Annotated in this window: 27 protein-coding genes; 22 read left to right on the top strand and 5 right to left on the bottom strand. The window is 34.5% G+C overall.

The features are described 5' to 3' along the window. The first annotated feature begins 3 nt into the window (after positions 1-3). Positions 4-645 carry a cyclase family protein gene (locus tag TEPIDINF_RS02945; protein ID WP_068723555.1) on the top strand — a complete coding sequence of 214 codons (642 nt, stop codon included), beginning with the start codon at positions 4-6 and terminating at the stop codon, positions 643-645. Positions 646-688: 43 nt separating this feature from the next. Here the strand turns inward: TEPIDINF_RS02945 and TEPIDINF_RS02950 are convergent, their stop codons facing one another. Then, a complete protein-coding gene (locus tag TEPIDINF_RS02950) occupies positions 689-1,255 on the bottom strand; it encodes a transcription repressor NadR (protein WP_399168031.1) in 567 nt (188 codons plus the stop codon). A gap of 114 nt (positions 1,256-1,369) precedes the next feature. Here TEPIDINF_RS02950 and TEPIDINF_RS02955 point away from each other — a divergent pair, with 114 nt between their 5' ends. Then, the gene (locus TEPIDINF_RS02955; protein ID WP_068723557.1) at positions 1,370-1,801 is read left to right on the top strand and encodes an Hsp20/alpha crystallin family protein; all 432 of its coding nucleotides are present in this window, start codon (positions 1,370-1,372) and stop codon (positions 1,799-1,801) included. A 44-nt stretch (positions 1,802-1,845) separates the two neighbouring features. Here the strand turns inward: TEPIDINF_RS02955 and TEPIDINF_RS02960 are convergent, their stop codons facing one another. Next, on the bottom strand, positions 1,846-2,193 hold the full coding sequence (locus tag TEPIDINF_RS02960) for a hypothetical protein (protein WP_068723559.1): 348 nt from the start codon (positions 2,191-2,193) through the stop codon (positions 1,846-1,848). Between the two features lie 156 nt (positions 2,194-2,349). Between TEPIDINF_RS02960 and TEPIDINF_RS02965 the strand changes: the two genes are divergently transcribed. Beyond that, complete coding sequence (locus TEPIDINF_RS02965; protein WP_068723562.1) at positions 2,350-3,066, top strand: cytochrome c biogenesis CcdA family protein; 717 nt, start codon at positions 2,350-2,352, stop codon at positions 3,064-3,066. Between the two features lie 86 nt (positions 3,067-3,152). Further along, positions 3,153-4,076, top strand: coding sequence for a patatin-like phospholipase family protein (locus TEPIDINF_RS02970; protein WP_421691332.1), 924 nt, complete (start codon positions 3,153-3,155; stop codon positions 4,074-4,076). Positions 4,077-4,118: 42 nt separating this feature from the next. Here the strand turns inward: TEPIDINF_RS02970 and TEPIDINF_RS02975 are convergent, their stop codons facing one another. Both TEPIDINF_RS02975 and TEPIDINF_RS02980 read right to left on the bottom strand, forming a co-directional pair. Then, the gene (locus TEPIDINF_RS02975) at positions 4,119-4,382 is read right to left on the bottom strand and encodes a hypothetical protein (protein ID WP_421691333.1); all 264 of its coding nucleotides are present in this window, start codon (positions 4,380-4,382) and stop codon (positions 4,119-4,121) included. Between the two features lie 20 nt (positions 4,383-4,402). Continuing rightward, entirely contained in the window at positions 4,403-5,341 is a 939-nt protein-coding gene (locus TEPIDINF_RS02980) for a DUF1385 domain-containing protein (RefSeq protein WP_421691334.1), read from the bottom strand. A 170-nt stretch (positions 5,342-5,511) separates the two neighbouring features. Here TEPIDINF_RS02980 and TEPIDINF_RS02985 point away from each other — a divergent pair, with 170 nt between their 5' ends. The 5 genes from TEPIDINF_RS02985 (at position 5,512) to efp (ending at position 8,747) form a co-directional block, all read left to right on the top strand. Then, positions 5,512-5,991 (top strand): hypothetical protein, encoded by a 480-nt coding sequence (locus tag TEPIDINF_RS02985; RefSeq protein WP_421691335.1) that lies wholly within the window; start codon positions 5,512-5,514, stop codon positions 5,989-5,991. Positions 5,992-6,000: 9 nt separating this feature from the next. After that, positions 6,001-6,477: a YqhR family membrane protein gene (locus TEPIDINF_RS02990; protein WP_421691336.1), complete on the top strand. Its 477-nt coding sequence runs from the start codon at positions 6,001-6,003 to the stop codon at positions 6,475-6,477. Positions 6,478-6,565: 88 nt separating this feature from the next. Beyond that, entirely contained in the window at positions 6,566-7,021 is a 456-nt protein-coding gene (gene aroQ, locus TEPIDINF_RS02995; RefSeq protein ID WP_421691337.1) for a type II 3-dehydroquinate dehydratase, read from the top strand. A gap of 69 nt (positions 7,022-7,090) precedes the next feature. Then, on the top strand, positions 7,091-8,161 hold the full coding sequence (locus tag TEPIDINF_RS03000; protein ID WP_421691338.1) for a M24 family metallopeptidase: 1,071 nt from the start codon (positions 7,091-7,093) through the stop codon (positions 8,159-8,161). 28 nt (positions 8,162-8,189) lie between these two features. Continuing rightward, positions 8,190-8,747 (top strand): elongation factor P, encoded by a 558-nt coding sequence (gene efp / locus TEPIDINF_RS03005; protein WP_068723581.1) that lies wholly within the window; start codon positions 8,190-8,192, stop codon positions 8,745-8,747. Between the two features lie 81 nt (positions 8,748-8,828). Here the strand turns inward: efp and TEPIDINF_RS03010 are convergent, their stop codons facing one another. Continuing rightward, complete coding sequence (locus tag TEPIDINF_RS03010; protein ID WP_069797603.1) at positions 8,829-9,551, bottom strand: 2-phosphosulfolactate phosphatase; 723 nt, start codon at positions 9,549-9,551, stop codon at positions 8,829-8,831. A gap of 240 nt (positions 9,552-9,791) precedes the next feature. Here TEPIDINF_RS03010 and TEPIDINF_RS03015 point away from each other — a divergent pair, with 240 nt between their 5' ends. The 13 genes from TEPIDINF_RS03015 (at position 9,792) to TEPIDINF_RS03075 (ending at position 18,458) form a co-directional block, all read left to right on the top strand. Then, positions 9,792-10,061 (top strand): YqhV family protein, encoded by a 270-nt coding sequence (locus tag TEPIDINF_RS03015; protein WP_421691339.1) that lies wholly within the window; start codon positions 9,792-9,794, stop codon positions 10,059-10,061. Positions 10,062-10,123: 62 nt separating this feature from the next. Next, positions 10,124-10,588 (top strand): CD1247 N-terminal domain-containing protein, encoded by a 465-nt coding sequence (locus TEPIDINF_RS03020; protein WP_421691340.1) that lies wholly within the window; start codon positions 10,124-10,126, stop codon positions 10,586-10,588. Between the two features lie 128 nt (positions 10,589-10,716). Then, complete coding sequence (gene spoIIIAA / locus TEPIDINF_RS03025; protein ID WP_068723590.1) at positions 10,717-11,691, top strand: stage III sporulation protein AA; 975 nt, start codon at positions 10,717-10,719, stop codon at positions 11,689-11,691. Then, positions 11,684-12,202, top strand: a complete 519-nt coding sequence (gene spoIIIAB / locus TEPIDINF_RS03030; protein WP_068723592.1) for a stage III sporulation protein SpoIIIAB — start codon at positions 11,684-11,686, stop codon at positions 12,200-12,202. Before spoIIIAA ends, spoIIIAB begins: the two co-directional genes overlap by 8 nt. A gap of 11 nt (positions 12,203-12,213) precedes the next feature. After that, positions 12,214-12,417, top strand: a complete 204-nt coding sequence (gene spoIIIAC, locus TEPIDINF_RS03035; RefSeq protein WP_068723595.1) for a stage III sporulation protein AC — start codon at positions 12,214-12,216, stop codon at positions 12,415-12,417. Positions 12,418-12,438: 21 nt separating this feature from the next. Then, complete coding sequence (gene spoIIIAD / locus TEPIDINF_RS03040; RefSeq protein ID WP_068723597.1) at positions 12,439-12,834, top strand: stage III sporulation protein AD; 396 nt, start codon at positions 12,439-12,441, stop codon at positions 12,832-12,834. Beyond that, positions 12,834-14,015, top strand: coding sequence for a stage III sporulation protein AE (gene spoIIIAE, locus TEPIDINF_RS03045; RefSeq protein ID WP_421691341.1), 1,182 nt, complete (start codon positions 12,834-12,836; stop codon positions 14,013-14,015). Before spoIIIAD ends, spoIIIAE begins: the two co-directional genes overlap by 1 nt. Before the next feature lie 11 nt (positions 14,016-14,026). Continuing rightward, positions 14,027-14,716 (top strand): stage III sporulation protein AF, encoded by a 690-nt coding sequence (gene spoIIIAF / locus TEPIDINF_RS03050; RefSeq protein WP_068723601.1) that lies wholly within the window; start codon positions 14,027-14,029, stop codon positions 14,714-14,716. A gap of 16 nt (positions 14,717-14,732) precedes the next feature. Then, positions 14,733-15,368, top strand: coding sequence for a stage III sporulation protein AG (spoIIIAG, locus tag TEPIDINF_RS03055; RefSeq protein ID WP_068723603.1), 636 nt, complete (start codon positions 14,733-14,735; stop codon positions 15,366-15,368). An 11-nt stretch (positions 15,369-15,379) separates the two neighbouring features. Then, complete coding sequence (locus TEPIDINF_RS03060) at positions 15,380-15,961, top strand: SpoIIIAH-like family protein (RefSeq protein ID WP_069797595.1); 582 nt, start codon at positions 15,380-15,382, stop codon at positions 15,959-15,961. A 171-nt stretch (positions 15,962-16,132) separates the two neighbouring features. Then, complete coding sequence (gene accB / locus TEPIDINF_RS03065; protein WP_068723608.1) at positions 16,133-16,645, top strand: acetyl-CoA carboxylase biotin carboxyl carrier protein; 513 nt, start codon at positions 16,133-16,135, stop codon at positions 16,643-16,645. Between the two features lie 19 nt (positions 16,646-16,664). Continuing rightward, entirely contained in the window at positions 16,665-18,011 is a 1,347-nt protein-coding gene (gene accC, locus TEPIDINF_RS03070; protein WP_068723610.1) for an acetyl-CoA carboxylase biotin carboxylase subunit, read from the top strand. A 69-nt stretch (positions 18,012-18,080) separates the two neighbouring features. Further along, positions 18,081-18,458: an Asp23/Gls24 family envelope stress response protein gene (locus tag TEPIDINF_RS03075; protein ID WP_068727455.1), complete on the top strand. Its 378-nt coding sequence runs from the start codon at positions 18,081-18,083 to the stop codon at positions 18,456-18,458. Positions 18,459-18,488: the final 30 nt, after the last annotated feature.

Genomic DNA, 18,488 nt, shown 5'->3' on the forward strand with positions numbered 1-18,488 from the left:
TAAATGGAGATATATGATATTTCAATGATGATTCATCAAGAGATGCCAGTATATAAAAACAAAGAAGAGAAAAGACCGGTTCTCAAAACGATGCAGGATTTTGCTACTGGTCATGTTTTTGAGTCTCGAATACAAATGGATATGCATACAGGAACTCATGTTGATGCACCTCTTCATATGATTGAAAATGGAAATACGATAGATACCCTTGATTTAAGAAAAGTTGTCACTCCTTGCAAGGTGATTGATCTGACTGCAATAAAAGAGAAGATAACAAAAGAAGATCTTCAATCAATAAATCTCCAAAAGAATGACTTTGTTTTATTCAAAACAAAAAATTCCTACGATGATCAGTTTAACCAAGAGTTTGTTTATTTGGATCGGAGTGGTGCACAGTATTTAACTACAAAAGGAATTAAAGGTGTCGGAATCGACGCACTTGGCATAGAACGAAGCCAGCCTGGCCATGAAACGCATATAAGCTTAATGGAAGCAGGTATTGTTATTCTGGAAGGACTAAGGCTTAAAGATATTGACGAAGGTGAATATTTTCTATATGCTGCTCCCCTATTTATTAAAGGAGCAGAAGCAGCCCCAACAAGAGCAATTTTAGTTAAGATGAATTATGAGAATGTAAAGGTTTAATCCCATTTAAAAAAAGGATACAATGGTATCCTTTTTTTAATATTCAGGGGTTTACTTCACTTTCATTTTCTTTTTCAAGTAAGAATCCCGCTTTTTTTAAAGCTAGGCAAACCTCATCTAGTTGTTCAATTGTGTCTGCCTCAAGGGTGTGAAGATGGGTACCTTCTGTTAAGTCTGAAAGATAGGAAGCTTTGGAGTCTTCCATTTTTTGAATGAATTGTTTTACATCTCTCCTATTTTTTATGACAAGGGAGGCAGTCATTTCTCCATATATTGGATGTTCTATGATCACATCTCTGATAAATACACCATGATCAACAATTAGATTAAGCTCTGCCTCAGTCTGAGCAGGGGTATGATTACAAGCTATGATTCTCTTAAAGGAATGAGCTGATTCCTTTTCACGCAAATATACATAACCTTGAGCAGTTGCAATAATAGGTTCATTTTTTGCTTTTAATAAGGAAATATCTTGGACAATGACTTGTCTACTAACATTTAGTTTCTCAGCTAGTATTTGCCCCGTCAATGGTTCTTCACTTTCTTTTAGCCATTGTAAAAGAATTCTTCTTCTTTCTTCACCAGAACGCTTTCTTTCATCCACCTTAATCACCTCTAGAAAAAGCACTTTCACTCAACTCTATTATAACGTAAAAATAGACATTTCCCTAGCACTTTGCTTATTTTTCAATCATAGGATGTCATTGGAAAGGAAGTGATTGAAATGAATGAAATAGAAAAATTAATATTTGATATCGAACGGGTTTTTGCCAATCATCTGAATAAGTGGCTGAATACCAGTTCTATGATCTCAGGATTATTAGATGATTCACAGGTTAAAATAAGAGAGAAGGAAAATAAAATACATGTGTCTCTTGATATTCCTGGCCTAACAAAAGAGCATCAATTAGATCTAAATGTTCACAATGATCACCTTATCGTTCAAGGTACAATAGAAAAAATTAATGATGTAAGGTCAGATCATGGAAAAAGAATAAAAAATCATTATTCTGAGTATTTTTATAGAACCGTTCCATTACCTGCTAAAGTTACAACCAAAGGTGCTATTGCTAAATATGAAGATGGGGTATTAAAAGTAGAACTCAAAAAGATTGCAGAATTAGAAGATGGAAGAATCGATATTCTATTTAAATAAAAAGCATGGAGTAACTGCCACCATGCTTTTTTTGTTGAGTTTATTTAAGAAAAACTAAAAATTTGGCTGGTATGTTCTTTTTGGTTTCGGATCAAAACCCATTTATGATTTACTGTGATTTCATAATATTCATCAGATCCGAAACGATGGGCAAGGAAGAGGCCGGATGATTTGGGCTTAATCAGATAATATTGGCTTGTTTTATACAGATAAACGGTAATATTCAAATGTTCACGTGTGATTTTGGCATAGGACTGGTTCGTATAATCATAAATTTGGTCACCATAAGAATAACTAAATTGTTCACCTGTTGAACTATTTGTTAATGTCGTAATTTTTTTCCCAGTAATCTGTCTTGCAACAATATAGGATAAGAGAGGTTCAATGTTCAATTCAATCACCTCCAGAAATAAAAACCAATTATCTAAGATTATTCTATTATATGAATGGGATAGAGATGAGGTGTCTTGATTTCTAGTAGTTGACATCAAAATATGGTAAGCTTAAATTAAATAAATGAACCATTTCCTTAAGGAGGTTTTGTCATAGTGGATGGAGCTAGTATTAATATCTGGATTGCTTTTGGGGCAGGAATCTTATCCTTTTTATCACCTTGTGTTTTACCGTTGTATCCATCATATCTTTCTTATATTACAGGAATATCTGTAGACCAATTAAAAAATGATTTTAGTAAAAAAGAGATAAGAAACCGTGCGCTCATGCACACTTTATTTTTTGTTATAGGTTTTTCTATTATCTTTATTTCCTTAGGGTTTGGAGCAAGTTTTGTGGGCAATCTATTTTATGAATTTCAGGATATTGTGAGGAAATTAGGTGCTGTTCTCATTATTTTAATGGGATTAGTCATTACAGGTTGGGTTAAATGGAATTGGTTAATGAAGGAGAAACGATTTGAGTTAAAAAATAAACCGACTGGTTATCTTGGCTCAACGTTAATAGGAGTCAGTTTTGCAGCAGGATGGACGCCTTGTGTCGGGCCAATTTTAGCGATGATACTTACTTTAGCTGCTTCCGACCCATCACAAGGAATCATTCTACTTATTGCTTATAGTTTTGGTTTTGCCATTCCCTTTTTTATTATGGCTTTCTTTATTAGCCAAACCAGGTGGATTCTACGTTACTCCGATAAAATCATGAAAATCGGGGGAGTGATTCTGATTTTAATTGGTCTTTTACTATTTACAGATCAATTAAGTAAGATTACTGTCTATCTCACAAAGTGGTTTGGTGTCAGCTGGTTTTAAATACAAATTTTTATTTAAAGACTGATCTTGTTTTCAGTCTTTTTTTTGTTTTCTGATCATATGTAAGTAGAAAAGGGGGGATGGAGATGTTAGCTGATGCGGTGATTGAAGGTGGAGGTATAAAAGCAATCGGACTGGTTGGTGCAATCTTTGAGGCTGAGAAAAGAGGATACCAGTGGAATCGTTTGGCTGGAACTTCCGCTGGATCAATGATTGCTGCAATGCTAGCAGCTGGTTATACGGCTTCTGAATTAAAGGATGAACTGATGAATTTAGACTATAAAAAATTTATTCAAAAAAAAGGAATCGAAATCCCCTTTCTTGGAGCAGCATTTAACCTGATATTTAAACTTGGTATTCATTCTGGTGATTATATTGAACAATGGTTAAGTGAAAAATTACGAGTAAAAGGGGTAAGAGCATTTGGTGATTTAGAGAAGACATTATATATTATCGCCTCAGATATTACGAGTGGGGAAATGTTAGTTCTCCCTCAAGACTTAACTCGTTATGGTGTAGACCCTTTAACCTTTGATATTGCAAGAGCAGTAAGGATGAGCTCAAGTTTGCCATTTTACTTTCAACCTGTAAAATTTAAAGGTTTATATAACAAAAAACTGGATCATTATATTGTTGATGGTGGACTTTTAAGCAACTTTCCAGTTTGGATTTTTGATGATGATGGATCCTCAAAGTGGCCCACTTTTGGTTTTCGACTTGTTTCAGAAAAAACAGGGCAACCCAATAAGATAAATGGACCAATATCTTTAGGATATTCACTGATTAGTACAATGGTAGAAGCTCACGACACCCGCCATATTAAAGAAAAAGATTATGTTCGATCAATCTTAGTCCCAACACTTGGGGTCAATACCACAGATTTTGATCTAAATAAAGAAAAAAGGGATGAATTATTTGAGTCAGGAGTGAAAGCTGCGAAGAACTTTTTTGACCAATGGAACTATATTAGATATACATTCCAATATCGTCAATCAAAAAAGACACCCTAATCGAAAGATTAAGATGTCAATATTTATACTTTAGTGGATTTTTTATTTATCTTGATCCTTTTTTCCTGATATTACTTTAAATGGATTCTCTTTATGCTTCCGATATTTTTTTGACTTTGGAGTTGCTTTATTGGGCCTGTATCCTTGCTTATTTAGCAGCTTTTTTGGATGTTTAAGGAAATAAAAGATTAGAACAAAAATCACAATGGGAATAAGGAACCCAATAGGATTACTAACAAAGGTTTTTGCTATTCCAATGATGAAAAGAAAAACAAAAACCCAAGTAATGGCACCTAATCGCTTCATTAAACTCCCTCTTTCTATCATTACATAACTAACATTTTTTCTTTTGTATCTAATTCTCTCATTCGATTAAAAGCAGCAATCGATACTTCAATTTGATCATCTTCTGGTTCCTTTGTAGTCAATGTTTGTAACCAAATCCCTGGAAGGCCAAACCATTTAAGAACAGGAATTTCCCTTACTGAATTCGTTAAACGTAATACTTCATAGGAAACACCAATAACAAGTGGAATTAATGCAATACGTTGTATAATTCGATCCCAAATTGAATCGTAAGGAGAAATAAATTGGTTATAGAGTGAATAGATAATGACACCGATAATGACAGACAAGATAATAAAGCTACTTCCACAACGATAGTGAAAACGAGAATACTTTTTGACGTTTTCTACTGTTAGTGGGGAACCTGCTTCAAATGCATTTATTACTTTATGTTCAGCACCATGATACTGAAATAATCGTTTAATAAATGGAGTTTGCGATATCGCAATAATATAGGCGAATAATAAGACAATCTTAATTCCACCTTCAATAAGGTTATTAAAAAATTGGTTAGGAACCAAACGGCCAAATAAGAGATCGGCAAGGAATGCAGGTAAAACAGTAAATAATAATTTGCCGAAAATCAAGGAAAGGACACCAACAATGGCTACACCAAAGATCATGGTTAATTTAGAAGTGTCTTCTTTGATTTCCTCTCCAGGATTGACATCGAATCGTTCGGTAGAAAAATTTAAATGTTTAGATCCATTTGCACTCGATTGAATCAAAGCGACAATTCCCCGAAGAAAAGGAATTTTTTTTAGTTTTTTTATAATTTGGTTTTCATGATTGTTTATTTGAAAAAAATCTATACTTTGATCTTTTCTTCGAATAGCAGTCACTGTTACATTTTTACCACCAAACATAACACCCTCAACCACTGCTTGACCACCGTACATTGGACAGGTTTTATTGGACAAAAAAATCACCTCAACTATGAACATCTACGTTTGATATTTGTACCTTTTATTTTACACGATTTATTCTTTGGTACCAAGAAGTAAAAATTTTTGTACAGTATAGATTTTTCCAATCTTCAAATAATATTTCATAGATTTACTCAAATTTTTTATTAAAAGGGAGGATCGGTATGGAACTTTTTATTAAACGTTTCATTGATTTATTGGATGAGATGATACCTGTCTCAATGGTTCATACTTTAATTGAACAACCTTTAGGAGCTGTTATCCATGATAGTTATGTAAGAATTCATGCGAGAATAGACTTAGCAGATGAGGATAGTCCATATGTTGAAATAGAATTGTATCCCTATCATCCAAATCAAATGGATTGTTTATATGCTTTTACATTTCCCCAAAAAGGGATACTAGTAAATGAAAATGATTTTGTCAATAAACTTAAAGAACAAGAGAAATTAAAAATACAAAAAGTTACTTCTATTGAGGAAAATGAAGATTACTTTTATGAAGTGTTTTATGAGGAACAGATGGAGATTCCGGAAAACAATGCAAAAAAAGATGAACTTATCCATCAGATGATTCCAAAAATAAAAGATTGGTTGTATATCAGTGGATTTCATAGTACTGAACATAGTACTGAAGAGGAGTAATTTAAGTAGATGAATAATCAAGAACAGAACCAATCAACACGAGTGAGAAAGAAAAAATTTCATATGGCCATTTCGATCGGTATATCAGCCGGCATTTTATGGGGGCTTATGTCACTAGTAATGTATTATCTACAATTCACAGATGTAGGGCCATCGATCTTCGCAAAGCCATTTTTAAATCCCGATTATGATTTGAAATGGCAAGGTCATTTTATCGGTGTGGGTTTCTTTATTTTTTATGCGCTCATTGCTGCTTTTCTTTATGCGAAATTTTTAGCAAAATATAAAAGTCCATGGGTAGGGATTGCTTATGGCCTAGCATTATGGGCTTTTGTTTTTATAGTACTTAATCCATTACTTAATCTGACAAAACCTTTAAAAGAGTTAGGGTGGAATACCAATTCCGTTATGTTTTCCTTATTTATTTTAATTGGTCTTTTTATTGGTTACTCTTTATCTGCTGAATTTAACAATCAAGAGGAATAAAGAAATGAATAATGGAACACTCTGTTCAAATACTCATCATTTGTGATAAAATATTTTGGAAAAATGGCAAATTAAAATGGTGAGTAAAATGAAAAAAATTTTTGTAGTTAACGGACCCAATCTTAATATGTTAGGAAAAAGAGAACCAACGATCTATGGAACAGCATCATTAGAACAATTAACTCATTTAATGGAGGAAAAGGCCCAAGAATTAGGAATGGATGTTGCCTTTTACCAGTCAAATCATGAAGGGGAAATCATTGATCAGATTCAAGGAACTTTAGGGAAATACGATGGAATGATTATTAATCCTGGAGCGTTTACCCATTATAGTTATGCAATTTCTGATGCGATATCTGCTGTACAAATTCCAACCGTTGAAGTACATATTTCTAACATCTATAGGCGTGAATCTTTTCGTCATCACTCTGTGATAGCACCTGTTTCGGTTGGACAAATCTCGGGATTAGGAATGTATGGTTATATTGCTGCACTGCAATTTTTCGCGGACTTTTTTAAGTTCCATAAAAGTAGTGGGAATTAATCTCGAAGTTAATAGTTACTTTTGGAGCTGAATGACTGGGTGTTGCCAATTAGGGAAGGAGGGAATGGAATGGAGAAACGAATAGAAAGACTTAGAAAAACGTTTAAAGACCTTCAAATTGAAGGTATGTTAATCACAAGTGCGAGTAATAGAAGATATATCAGTGGGTTTACAGGAAGTGCTGGCTATGTTCTAATAACTCAAAAGGATGCCATTTTTATAACAGATTTCCGTTATGTAGACCAAGCCAAAAATCAAGCTGCTTCTTATGAAATCATTCAACATCAAGGATCCATAGTTGAAACAGTAAATGAACAATTAAAACGATTAAGTATTCAAGTTTTGGGTTTTGAACAAGATTTTGTTACATATTCTCTTTATAAACAGTTTGAAGAAACATTTGTAAATATTGAACTCAAACCAATTTCACAAGTGATAGAAAAATTACGCATGATAAAAGATCCTAACGAAGTCGCTTTGATTCGTAAAGCAGCAGAGATTGCTGATCAAGCCTTTTCTTATATTCTGACAGCAATAAAGCCCGGGATGAAAGAAACTGATGTGGCTTTTCAATTAGAATGTAAGATGAGGGAATTGGGTGCAGAAGGTGCATCTTTTGATACGATTATAGCTTCAGGTTACCGCTCTGCAATGCCGCATGGGGTTGCAAGTGATAAAGTGATTCAATCTGGTGACTTGGTCACCATGGATTTCGGTGCTATCTATCAAGGATATGTATCTGACATTACAAGAACGATTATAATGGGTACGCCAAACCAGAAGCAGAAAGAAATCTATCAGATTGTTCTTGAGGCCCAATTGAATGGTGTACAACATGTAAAGGCAGGTATGTCAGGAAAAGAAGCTGATGCACTAACAAGAGATATTATCAGTAAATTTGGATATGGAGAATATTTTGGCCATAGCACAGGTCATGGAATTGGACTTGACGTACATGAGGGGCCGGGTTTATCCTTTAAAAGTGATATCATTTTGCAACCAGGAATGGTTGTTACCGTTGAACCGGGGATCTATATCACAGACTTCGGTGGTGTTCGAATAGAAGATGATGTATTGATCACGGATCATGGAAGAGAGATTATTACACAATCCACAAAAGAATTATTGATTATTGATTAGTATTCAATCATGATAGGAGGTTTTATTTTTGATTTCATCAAATGATTTTCGTACAGGTTTAACGATTGAAGTAGATGGTGGTATTTGGACAGTTATTGAATTTCAACATGTAAAACCAGGTAAAGGGGCTGCATTTGTTCGTTCAAAATTAAAAAATATTAGAACAGGTGCAGTACAAGAAAAAACTTTCCGCGCTGGTGAAAAAATTGCTCGTGCACGAATTGAAACGAAGGAAATGCAGTATTTATACAATAGCGGTGATGAGTATACCTTCATGGATACAGAGACATATGACCAAATCAACTTACCTGCATCACGTTTAGAACGTGAAATTAATTTCCTTAAAGAAAACATGAATGTGTATATTATAAGTTATCAAGGTGAAGTAATTGGTGTTGATTTACCCAATACCGTTATCTTAGAAGTAGTTGACACAGAACCAGGAATAAAAGGTGATACCGCAACAGGTGGTTCCAAATCAGCAACTTTAGAAACTGGTTTAACGATTCAGGTTCCATTATTTATTAATGTTGGCGATAAGTTAATTATTGATACACGAAGTGAAGCATACGTTTCTAGAGCGTAAGTTAAGATAAAACAAGAAAAGTTTCTTACATCAACAAGCCCCCAATTTCAAAGGAAAAGGGGGCTTTTCAATATTCACCCTTTATATAATGATTGTAATGTCCTCGTGGGTAGCTACACAAGGGCAAATAGGATATAGATTGATTTGACTACAAAAATGAATATCCTCCCCTAAACCTAATTGAATGAGTTTTCTTGCTGTTTCTGTTGTTTTTATCGTTTCAAATAAACCATTTTCATGAAATTTATATACGGCGTACATCGCTTTTGCAAAATCATTTAATTCAAAGGTAATCGTATAATGCTTCATTAAGCGATCAATAAGAAAACCGGCAGCTAAACCGTCTTCAAGCGCAAATTCATTTCGCTCACCCACACATAGTAAGACTAAATCTTTTTTAAAATGCAAAGCTTGCTCGATACATTTATCACCATTTAAAAAACTTCCTATTAATACTTCTTCTCCTTTTAATGCTTTATTGATTGCTCGAGTGCCATTTGTCGTGGTTAAGATGATACTTTTACCATTTAATTGTTGTTTAACAAAATCTAAAGGAGAATTTCCTAAATGGAAGTTAGAAATTTTCTTGAAAAATCGATCACCAGCTAATAAATACTCTTGTTTTTGACTTTGCAAATTTTTTGCCTGACCTATTGTTTCAACGGGAACAATCATCTGAACACCATTAGCGATTGCAGTAATAATGGTGCTGGAGGTTCGAAGAGCATCGATAATGATAACTGTTTTATTGAATAATTCTTCTGTTTTTATTTCATCTACATGAGAAACCACATCAATTCGCATCTTTCTTCTCCTTCCCTTTAAGGATTCCAGCACAAAAACGAACTTCTTTGCTTTCCTATACCTATTCCTTATGTCACAATATATGCATAAATTCTATAGATGAGCCAATTAAATTTAGTTTTTTATAAAATAATTTGATGTTTAGTGCCATTTTGGCACTCATTTTTTTTTATAAAAAATAATAGAAATAATAGGAAGAGAGCTTTTCCATATTTCAAAAAAAATCTTGGGGGGCGGAAAATGGAATTATTAAATAAGTTTGTTCTAAGTATGGCCTTATTACGTTTTATCTCGGGGAGCCTTGAAATTTTAGCCGGTTTAACGATGTTAAAGTTAAATGATTTAAATAAAGCCTTAGTAGTCAATTCACTTCTTGCATTAGTAGGACCAACTGTGCTTATTCTGACTACCTCCATTGGATTGTTTGGAATAAGTGATAAAATCTCTTTTTCAAAATTTTTTTGGATTTTTTTCGGTATAGGATTTATTTTAATTGGTGTTAGAAAATAGAATGGGATAAATCCCTTAAAAACGTACATACTACTGATGAAAAAAAATGAGGGGGATTTTTGATGAGTAACATTCAAGAAAGAATTGCCTATTTAGAAGGATTAGCTGAAGGATTAGAGATGTATCAAAATAAAAAAGAAGGTAAATTTTTTGAAGAAATTGTAGGTATTATGACAGAAATGAATCAAACCTTACAACATTTCATGGATCGACTAAGCGAATTAGAAGAGTATGTGGAAGCGATTGATGAAGACCTTAATGATTTAGAATGGGACTTTTATGAAGATGATGAAGACCTAGAAGACGATGAGCTCGAGGAGGGGATAGATGATGAATTATTGGTGATGGAAGACGACCAAAATGAAGGTTATTACCAAGTGGAATGTCCAACATGTCATGAAACGGTCATGATCGATCATCATTTACTTGAACATGATGAACCAACTGAGGTTGTTTGTCCGAATTGTAATGAAGTAATAATTATTGATGATGAGGATCAATATATTGGGACGAATACCACTTTATAAGTAATAATTCTTTTTATTTTACGGGACCCTTTTTAAGGGTCTCTTTTTCATTCTTTTAGCATAATTTGGTCAAGCAGGCATATGTATTAGTGAAGATTCTTAGTGGACAGGTTTAAGGGGGCAATGTGGTGAAAGAGGAGATCTTAAACGTTTTGCCAACAGAGATTCGGAAAATCATCCAGCAGATTGAGCAAAAACTCAGTGAACAAATTGAAGAAATAAGAATACGGGAAAATCGTCCTCTCGAGATTGTTTACAGTGGTCATCATGCATTTCTCACTATAAAGGGAGAACTTACTTTAGATGTTAAAAAATCCTATCTACCTACAAATGAAGATACAATGAAAATGTTAAATTTAATTAGTAACCATTCGCTTTATCGTTTAGAAGAAGAATTAAAAAGAGGTTATATTACTGTCCATGGTGGACATAGAGTAGGTATATCAGGAAAAGTAATCATGGAAAAGGGAGAGGTTAAGACCATTAAAGATGTGACAAGCTTTAATATTAGAATTGCAAAGCAGAAGCTCGGAATGGCAGATCCCCTTATTCCATTTCTCATCAATTTAAGAGAAATGAAGGTGCACAATACTCTAATCATTTCACCCCCTCAATGTGGAAAAACAACGATATTAAGAGATTTGGCAAGACAATTAGGAACAGGGATTTCAAAATTTGCTTTTTTAGCTAAAAAAATAGGGATTGTGGATGAACGATCTGAAATAGCAGGAAGTGTAAGGGGAGTTCCACAAAATGATGTTGGATTAAGAACCGATGTATTAGATGCATGTCCTAAAGCTGAAGGAATGATGATGATGATTCGTTCCATGTCACCAGACATTTTGATTGTTGACGAAATAGGTCGGCAGGAGGACACATTAGCCATATTGGAAGCTAGAAATGCTGGTGTTCAAGTGATTGCAACTGCTCATGGAAGTGATATCCATGAAATCATAAAAAGGCCTTCCCTTTCTTCTCTTATCCAACAAGAGATCTTTACTAGATACGTCATATTAAGCAGGGAACGGGGAATAGGGACGATTGAAACGATTCTTAATGAACAGCTAAGGCCAATCACGGGAAAGGTGAAAAACTATGTTTAAGTTAATTGGTGCCACACTGATTATAGGTGCTTCTACTATAGCTGGATTTCAAATTGCAAGAAATTACCATGAAAGAACGAAACAACTAAGAATTCTTCAACAAGCTTTACAAATGCTTGAAACAGAGATCGTTTATGGGGCAGTACCCCTCCATTTAGCAATGGAGCATATTGGTCAGCGAATTACTAATGTTGTTAAAACATTTTTTCTTGAGATGAGTGAGAATTTAAAAATGCTGGACGGAGCTTCAACCTATGAATGTTGGCGGTTAAGTATAGAAAAACATTATCAAAAGACGGCATTAAAAACCCAGGACAAAGCAATCTTAATTCAATTTGGCCATACACTTGGCATCTCTGATCGAGAAGACCAGATGAAGCATATTCGTTTAACAATGCAAAATTTAGCTACGGAGGAACAGCTAGCAAGAGACGAACAAAAAATAAATGAAAAATTAAGCAAAAATTTAGGCGTATTATTAGGAATCTTAATCGTAATTTTGATGTATTAGAGGTGGGGAATATGACATTTGACGTAAATACTCTTTTTACAATTGCAGGAATCGGAATCGTTATCGCCATGATGCACACGATATTTAAACAAATGGGAAAAGAAGATATTGCTCACTGGATCACAGTGATTGGGTTTATCATTATCCTTTATATGGTTGCTACGTTCTTGAACGATCTTTTTCAAGAAATCAAAAGAGTTTTTTTATTTCAATAACGATACTTAGAGGGTGAAATGATGGAAATCATCCAAATTGTAGGACTGGCTTTTATAGCAACCATACTTTCCGTTTTATTAAAAGATCAAAAACCTCAATTTTCTTTTTTAATTACTGTTTTTACTGGAGTTGCTATCTTCTTATTCTTAATTGGGAAAATATCATCTGTAATCAATGTATTAGAAAGATTAGCTGTTCAAAGCAACGTCAATATAATTTACCTTGAAACCATATTAAAAATTATAGGTATTGCCTACATTGCAGAGTTTGGAGCACAAATGACAAAGGATGCGGGGCAGGGTGCAATTGCAGCGAAAATTGAATTAGCAGGGAAAATTTTGATTATGGTTATGGCAATCCCTATTATTAGTGTAATTATTGAAACGGTTATTCAATTGCTTCCTACTAAAGGATGATGAATATGAGAAGAAAACATGCTTTAATAATATTCTTAATTACATTTATTTTTCTTGGGTTAAATCACCTTTCAGTAAAAGCAGCAATAAATCCTTCTGAAGAGATGATAAAAGAGCAACTAAAGGGAGTGGAAACCCAAAAAATAGAGCAATACTGGGATAAGCTCATGAATGAATATGGTGGTTTTTTTCCTGAAAATAAAAAGAGTTTGTTTGATATGGTTCTTCCTAGTCGTGATTTCAAATTACAGTCATTTTTTGTAGGACTTTTAAAATACTTTTTTTATGAAATTTTATACAACGCCAAACTAATTGGAACTATTATTCTTTTAACCGTATTTAGTACTGTTCTTCAACATATTCAAACCGCATTTGAAAAAAATACAGTGAGTAAAGTCGCATTTGCCATCTCTTACATGGTTCTTATCATCATTGCCATCAATAGTTTTACTGTAGCTATTAATTCAGCTAGAGATGCTATTCAAGAAATGATAAACTTTATGGTCGCCCTTATTCCTTTGGTATTAACCCTATTAGCCTCCATGGGAAATGCAATCTCTGCGGCCATGTTTCATCCGTTAATTATTTTCCTCATCAATGTGATCGGGACTGTAGTGTATAAGGTGATCTTTCCGTTAATCTTCTTTTCTGCTGTCCTATCCATTGTAAGCTCGATCTCAGATAAATTTCAGGTATCGCAATTGGCCAAGCTTCTAAGAAATATAAGTGTCGGGGCTTTGGGTGTTTTTTTAACCATCTTTTTAGGAGTGATCTCTGTTCAAGGGGCGTCGGCTTCAGTGGCTGATGGAGTTACTCTTCGAACTGCTAAGTATATCACTGGGAATTTTGTACCTGTCGTTGGCAAAATGTTCTCCGATGCTGCAGATACGGTAATCGGAGCTTCATTGCTAGTTAAAAATGCAGTAGGAATGGCAGGTGTCTTAATCCTTTTATTGATTGTTATCTTTCCAGCGGTTAAAATTTTAACTTTAGCCTTTATTTACAATTTGTCTGCTGCAATCATGCAGCCTTTAGGAAACAGTCCTATTATAGGAACACTTAATATGATTGGGAAAAATTTAATTTTTGTCTTCGCAGCTCTTGCCGCAATTGGTCTTATGTTTTTCCTTGCACTAACCATAATTATTACAGCTGGAAATATTTCTGTCATGATGCGATAGGATGTGAGCATATGATTGAGTGGATAAGCTCTTGGTTACAAAATATTATCTTAATCGTATTGTTAGCAACCTTTGTCGATCTTTTACTACCAAATTCCGACTTGCAAAAGTATTCTAAGATGGTTTTGGGGTTGTTGATTATGTTAACAATTCTTTCACCTTTATTAGATCTTTTCTCTAACCAATTTTCAGTCACAACGCTACTTCAACAACTGGATCAAAAGGCTTATTCAAAGGAAGATAGCGTTATTACGATGGAGGGATTTAATCAAAGCAATCAAATACCAGATACCTACCAAAAAAACTTAGTTGATAATGTAGAGAAAATTATGAAGGAGTATTTAAAAGAACAGCTAGAAAAACGTTTTAATATCACGGTCTTTGATGTCAATCTTGAAGCATCGATTGTTAATGAAGTATGGACGATCCAACAAGTTCGACTTAGCATAGTTGAAGGGCAAGGAAAAAGTGAACAAAACAACAAAAGTAATCAAAACGATGCACCCAATGAAATTGAAAATGTAAAGGCTGTATCGATTGAGATAGAACCATCTAAGAATCTTACGCAGTCTGGATTATTAGAATCTGAAAAAAGTATACATTCGATAGAAAATAAGCAAGTAAATGAGATTATAGCATTTATTCAAAAAGAATGGGGCTTACAAAAGGAACAAATTTTGATTAACTTTAATTCTGATTAGAGTGAGGGGGAAAGCAATGGACAAAGAAAAGCAGCAACATTGGTTACTGAAATGGCTTGGAGGTGAATCTGGAGAAAAAAAGCGTACGAATAAGTTGTTTGGGCTCGTCCTTTTGATCTTACTTGGCATGGCGATTATGCTTTTATCCCCAATTTTTGGGATTACTGAACAAGTGAAGCCCTATGATGCACCACCATTAACTGTACAAGAAACAGCTGGAGTGATTGATAAGACCCCATCTCCGAAAACCATGCAAGACTATGAAAAAATTTTCGAAAATCAATTAACAGATATACTTACAGATATGATTGGTGTTGAAGAGGTAACAGTTAAGGTAAATCTTGATTCAACTGAAGAGATTGTGATTGAAAAAAACAGGAATTATACAGAACAGCAAACAAAAGAAAGAGATAAACAAGGTGGAACTCGTGATATTACAGATATAAAAAAAGATGAACAAGTCGTACTTTATCAAACAGATAACCAAGAACAACCAGTCGTTCTTAAAACCCTAAAACCAAAAGTAAGGGGGGTTGTTGTCATAGCGAAGGGGGCTGAGAAAGTACAAGTTAAAGCGATGATTGCTGAAGCAGTCCAACGTCTTTTGGATGTCCCGCCATATAAAATTGCTATTCTACCGAGGAAAGGTTAGGAGGAATGAAAATGAAAATGAAAAAAACAGTTGAAAAATCTAAACAAACTGTGTGGGTATTGACAATGTTAACCGTAATGGTGGTCCTATCTGCTTACTATTTAGTGACAGATCCAATTACTCCCACACAAATGGCAACTACTAAAGAAATAACATCACCTGAGAAAACAACAATAGATGTAAATACAGAGGAGGTTAGTAAAGCTACAGATTTAACTGACGAAATCGGCTCAAATGAGAGTGATTACTTTGTTAGTTTAAAAATGGATCGTAATACGATGAGAACCAAACAATTAGATGATTATTACATGATGATGAAATCAGATTTATCTGAAGAAGCAATCGCCAATATTCAAGATAAAATCGATTACCTTCAATCGATCGAAGAGTCTGAGTTGGTATTGGAAAATCTAATCATTGCTGAAGGATATGATGATGCAGTTGTTTTAACAAAAGAAAATGGCGTTGATATCATGATACAGACCAATTCGATGAAAAAGGAAGACGCTGTAAAGATTATAAAGTTGGTTAGTGATCGACTTAATATTCCAGCAGTGAACGTTCATATTAAGCCAGTCGCATTCAATAAATAGGAATAAATAATAAAAATATTCGTAAAATTTTTAAAAATACGCCCGGTCAGCAGGAGATCGGGTTTGTTTGTATAATAATCTAATGTAGAATAAAAACAACTAGTGGCTTACCACTGGAATAAACCTATGGTATAATGTCGATTATGATTAAAGGAAACGGAGGTTAACAAAATGTTTAAAATTCATGAATTAAGAGAACTAATCAAACTGATTGATCAATCAAGTATCCAAGAATTTGAACTCGAGGTTGAAGGATCAAAATTGTCGATGAAAAAAAGAGGTGAGGAGCCGGTATTTATCACCGCACAACCACAAGTTCAGGCTCCAGTTGCTCTTCAACAACCTACTCCGACACCACAAGTGGTAAAAGAAAAAGTAGAACCTGAAACGAAGGCGAATGCATCGGTAGTTGAAACTGTCCCAGCAAAAGTAGAGGATAAAAATCTTCATAAGATTAATTCGCCAATGGTGGGAACCTTTTATAAAGCACCTGCTCCAGATGCAGACCCATATGTAAAAGTTGGGGATAAAGTAAATGAAAAGACCATTGTTTGTATTGTTGAAGCAATGAAATTAATGAATGAAATTGAAGCAGAAGTAAAAGGAGAGATTGTTGAGGTTCTTGTAGAGAATGGGCAATTGGTTGAGTATGGCCAACCATTGTTTTTAGTCAAGGTTGAGTAGAGGTGGGAAGGAGATTATCATGTTTCATAAAGTATTGATCGCAAATCGTGGCGAAATTGCAGTAAGAATCATTAGAGCATGTCGTGAAATGGGTATTTTTACGGTAGCAGTTTATTCAGAAGCAGACCGTGATTCTTTACACGTAAAAATGGCCGATGAAGCCTATTGCATAGGGCCAACTGCTTCAAGGGATTCATATTTAAACTTCGCAAATATTATAAGCGTTGCTAAACTAACTGAGGCAGATGCAATCCATCCTGGGTATGGTTTTTTAGCCGAAAATGCCGATTTTGCTGAAGTATGCTCCTCTTTTCAAATTGAATTTATTGGACCAACACCTGATGCGATACAGAAGATGGGAGAAAAAGCTGTTGCAAAGGACACAATGAAAAAAGCAGGTGTACCTGTTGTACCAGGATCTGATGGTTTGATTGAGGATGTAGAAGAAGCCATTCAGTTAGCAAAGAAAATTGGTTATCCAGTGATTATCAAGGCGACAGCTGGTGGTGGCGGCAAAGGAATGAGGGTCGCCTATAATGATGAAGAATTGCGAAAATCCATTCGTATGGCACAACAAGAAGCAAAATCAGCATTTGGTAATTCAGGGGTTTACCTTGAAAAATACTTAGAAGAACCTAGACATATAGAAATACAAATTATTGGAGACAAGTATGGAAATGTGGTACATTTAGGCGAAAGAGATTGCTCTATTCAAAGACGACACCAAAAATTGATAGAAGAAGCACCTTCACCTGCCTTAACAAAAGAACTAAGGGAAAAAATGGGGGAAGCTGCTGTTCGTGCAGCAAAAGCAGTCAATTACCATGGAGCCGGTACCATTGAGTTTTTATTAGATAAAGACCAATTTTATTTTATGGAGATGAATACAAGAATTCAGGTTGAACATCCTGTGACTGAACTTGTTACAGGAGTGGATCTGATAAAAGAACAAATTCGTGTAGCAGCAGGGGAGCCCTTATCGTTTAATCAAGAAGATATCCAATTTAATGGATGGGCGATAGAATGCAGAATCAATGCAGAAGATCCTTTTAAAAATTTCATGCCATCGCCTGGGAAAATCGACTTTTATTTACCACCAGGAGGGCTTGGAGTCCGATTGGACAGTGCCGCTTATCCAGGTTATACAATATCTCCTTTTTACGATTCTATGATTGCAAAATTGATCGTTTGGGGAAGAGATCGTGATGAGGCGATCTCAAGAATGAAGCGTGCTTTAGATGAATTTACAGTCGAAGGGGTTAAAACGACGATTCCTTTTCACTTAAAACTCTTAAATCATGAGTTATTTATAAAGGGTGATTTTGATACCAAATTTTTAGAAAAACACCCCATTCATAAAACATAATGTAAACTTGTCTTTTTTTACCTCCCATTGGTATAATAAACCCAAAGGACATTGGGAGGTAAAATCATGATGGAAAATGAGATCAAGGATTATGAAGTAACTGAAATCGGAACGATTCAGATCTCTCCGCAAGTTATTGAGGTCATTACCAAATTAAGTACGATTGAAGTAGAAGGTGTTGCAGGTTTAAGTGGTGGATTTACAGAAGGAATTGTAGAATTCTTGGGTCGTAATAAAAATACCACAAAAGGTATTAAAGTAGAAGTTGGGCAAAAAGAAACAGCTGTTGATGTCTCCGTGATTATAAAATACGGATATCCTATTCCTAAAGTGGCTGAGGAGATTCAGCAAAGTGTAAAAAATGCGATTGAGAGTATGACTGAATTAACCGTAGTTGAAGTGAATGTACATATTGATGCCATTCAAATTGAAGAAAAGGATGAATAATGAATGGAAAAGTCCCCCTGTGCACAAACA

The organism is Tepidibacillus infernus, from assembly GCF_048898065.1.
Taxonomy (GTDB): domain Bacteria; phylum Bacillota; class Bacilli; order Tepidibacillales; family Tepidibacillaceae; genus Tepidibacillus_B; species Tepidibacillus_B infernus.

What these genes read in the sequence shown, in the direction of transcription:
- TEPIDINF_RS02945 (WP_068723555.1), top strand. Translation starts at nt 4, where the DNA reads ATGGAGATATATGATATTTCAATGATGATTCATCAAGAGATGCCAGTA.
- TEPIDINF_RS02955 (WP_068723557.1), top strand. Translation starts at nt 1,370, where the DNA reads ATGAATGAAATAGAAAAATTAATATTTGATATCGAACGGGTTTTTGCC.
- TEPIDINF_RS02970 (WP_421691332.1), top strand. Translation starts at nt 3,153, where the DNA reads ATGTTAGCTGATGCGGTGATTGAAGGTGGAGGTATAAAAGCAATCGGA.
- TEPIDINF_RS02975 (WP_421691333.1), bottom strand. Translation starts at nt 4,382, where the DNA reads ATGAAGCGATTAGGTGCCATTACTTGGGTTTTTGTTTTTCTTTTCATC.
- TEPIDINF_RS02985 (WP_421691335.1), top strand. Translation starts at nt 5,512, where the DNA reads ATGGAACTTTTTATTAAACGTTTCATTGATTTATTGGATGAGATGATA.
- TEPIDINF_RS02990 (WP_421691336.1), top strand. Translation starts at nt 6,001, where the DNA reads ATGAATAATCAAGAACAGAACCAATCAACACGAGTGAGAAAGAAAAAA.
- aroQ (WP_421691337.1), top strand. Translation starts at nt 6,566, where the DNA reads ATGAAAAAAATTTTTGTAGTTAACGGACCCAATCTTAATATGTTAGGA.
- TEPIDINF_RS03000 (WP_421691338.1), top strand. Translation starts at nt 7,091, where the DNA reads ATGGAGAAACGAATAGAAAGACTTAGAAAAACGTTTAAAGACCTTCAA.
- TEPIDINF_RS03010 (WP_069797603.1), bottom strand. Translation starts at nt 9,551, where the DNA reads ATGCGAATTGATGTGGTTTCTCATGTAGATGAAATAAAAACAGAAGAA.
- TEPIDINF_RS03015 (WP_421691339.1), top strand. Translation starts at nt 9,792, where the DNA reads ATGGAATTATTAAATAAGTTTGTTCTAAGTATGGCCTTATTACGTTTT.
- TEPIDINF_RS03020 (WP_421691340.1), top strand. Translation starts at nt 10,124, where the DNA reads ATGAGTAACATTCAAGAAAGAATTGCCTATTTAGAAGGATTAGCTGAA.
- spoIIIAB (WP_068723592.1), top strand. Translation starts at nt 11,684, where the DNA reads ATGTTTAAGTTAATTGGTGCCACACTGATTATAGGTGCTTCTACTATA.
- spoIIIAC (WP_068723595.1), top strand. Translation starts at nt 12,214, where the DNA reads ATGACATTTGACGTAAATACTCTTTTTACAATTGCAGGAATCGGAATC.
- spoIIIAD (WP_068723597.1), top strand. Translation starts at nt 12,439, where the DNA reads ATGGAAATCATCCAAATTGTAGGACTGGCTTTTATAGCAACCATACTT.
- spoIIIAE (WP_421691341.1), top strand. Translation starts at nt 12,834, where the DNA reads ATGAATATGAGAAGAAAACATGCTTTAATAATATTCTTAATTACATTT.
- spoIIIAF (WP_068723601.1), top strand. Translation starts at nt 14,027, where the DNA reads ATGATTGAGTGGATAAGCTCTTGGTTACAAAATATTATCTTAATCGTA.
- spoIIIAG (WP_068723603.1), top strand. Translation starts at nt 14,733, where the DNA reads ATGGACAAAGAAAAGCAGCAACATTGGTTACTGAAATGGCTTGGAGGT.
- TEPIDINF_RS03060 (WP_069797595.1), top strand. Translation starts at nt 15,380, where the DNA reads ATGAAAATGAAAAAAACAGTTGAAAAATCTAAACAAACTGTGTGGGTA.
- accB (WP_068723608.1), top strand. Translation starts at nt 16,133, where the DNA reads ATGTTTAAAATTCATGAATTAAGAGAACTAATCAAACTGATTGATCAA.
- accC (WP_068723610.1), top strand. Translation starts at nt 16,665, where the DNA reads ATGTTTCATAAAGTATTGATCGCAAATCGTGGCGAAATTGCAGTAAGA.
- TEPIDINF_RS03075 (WP_068727455.1), top strand. Translation starts at nt 18,081, where the DNA reads ATGGAAAATGAGATCAAGGATTATGAAGTAACTGAAATCGGAACGATT.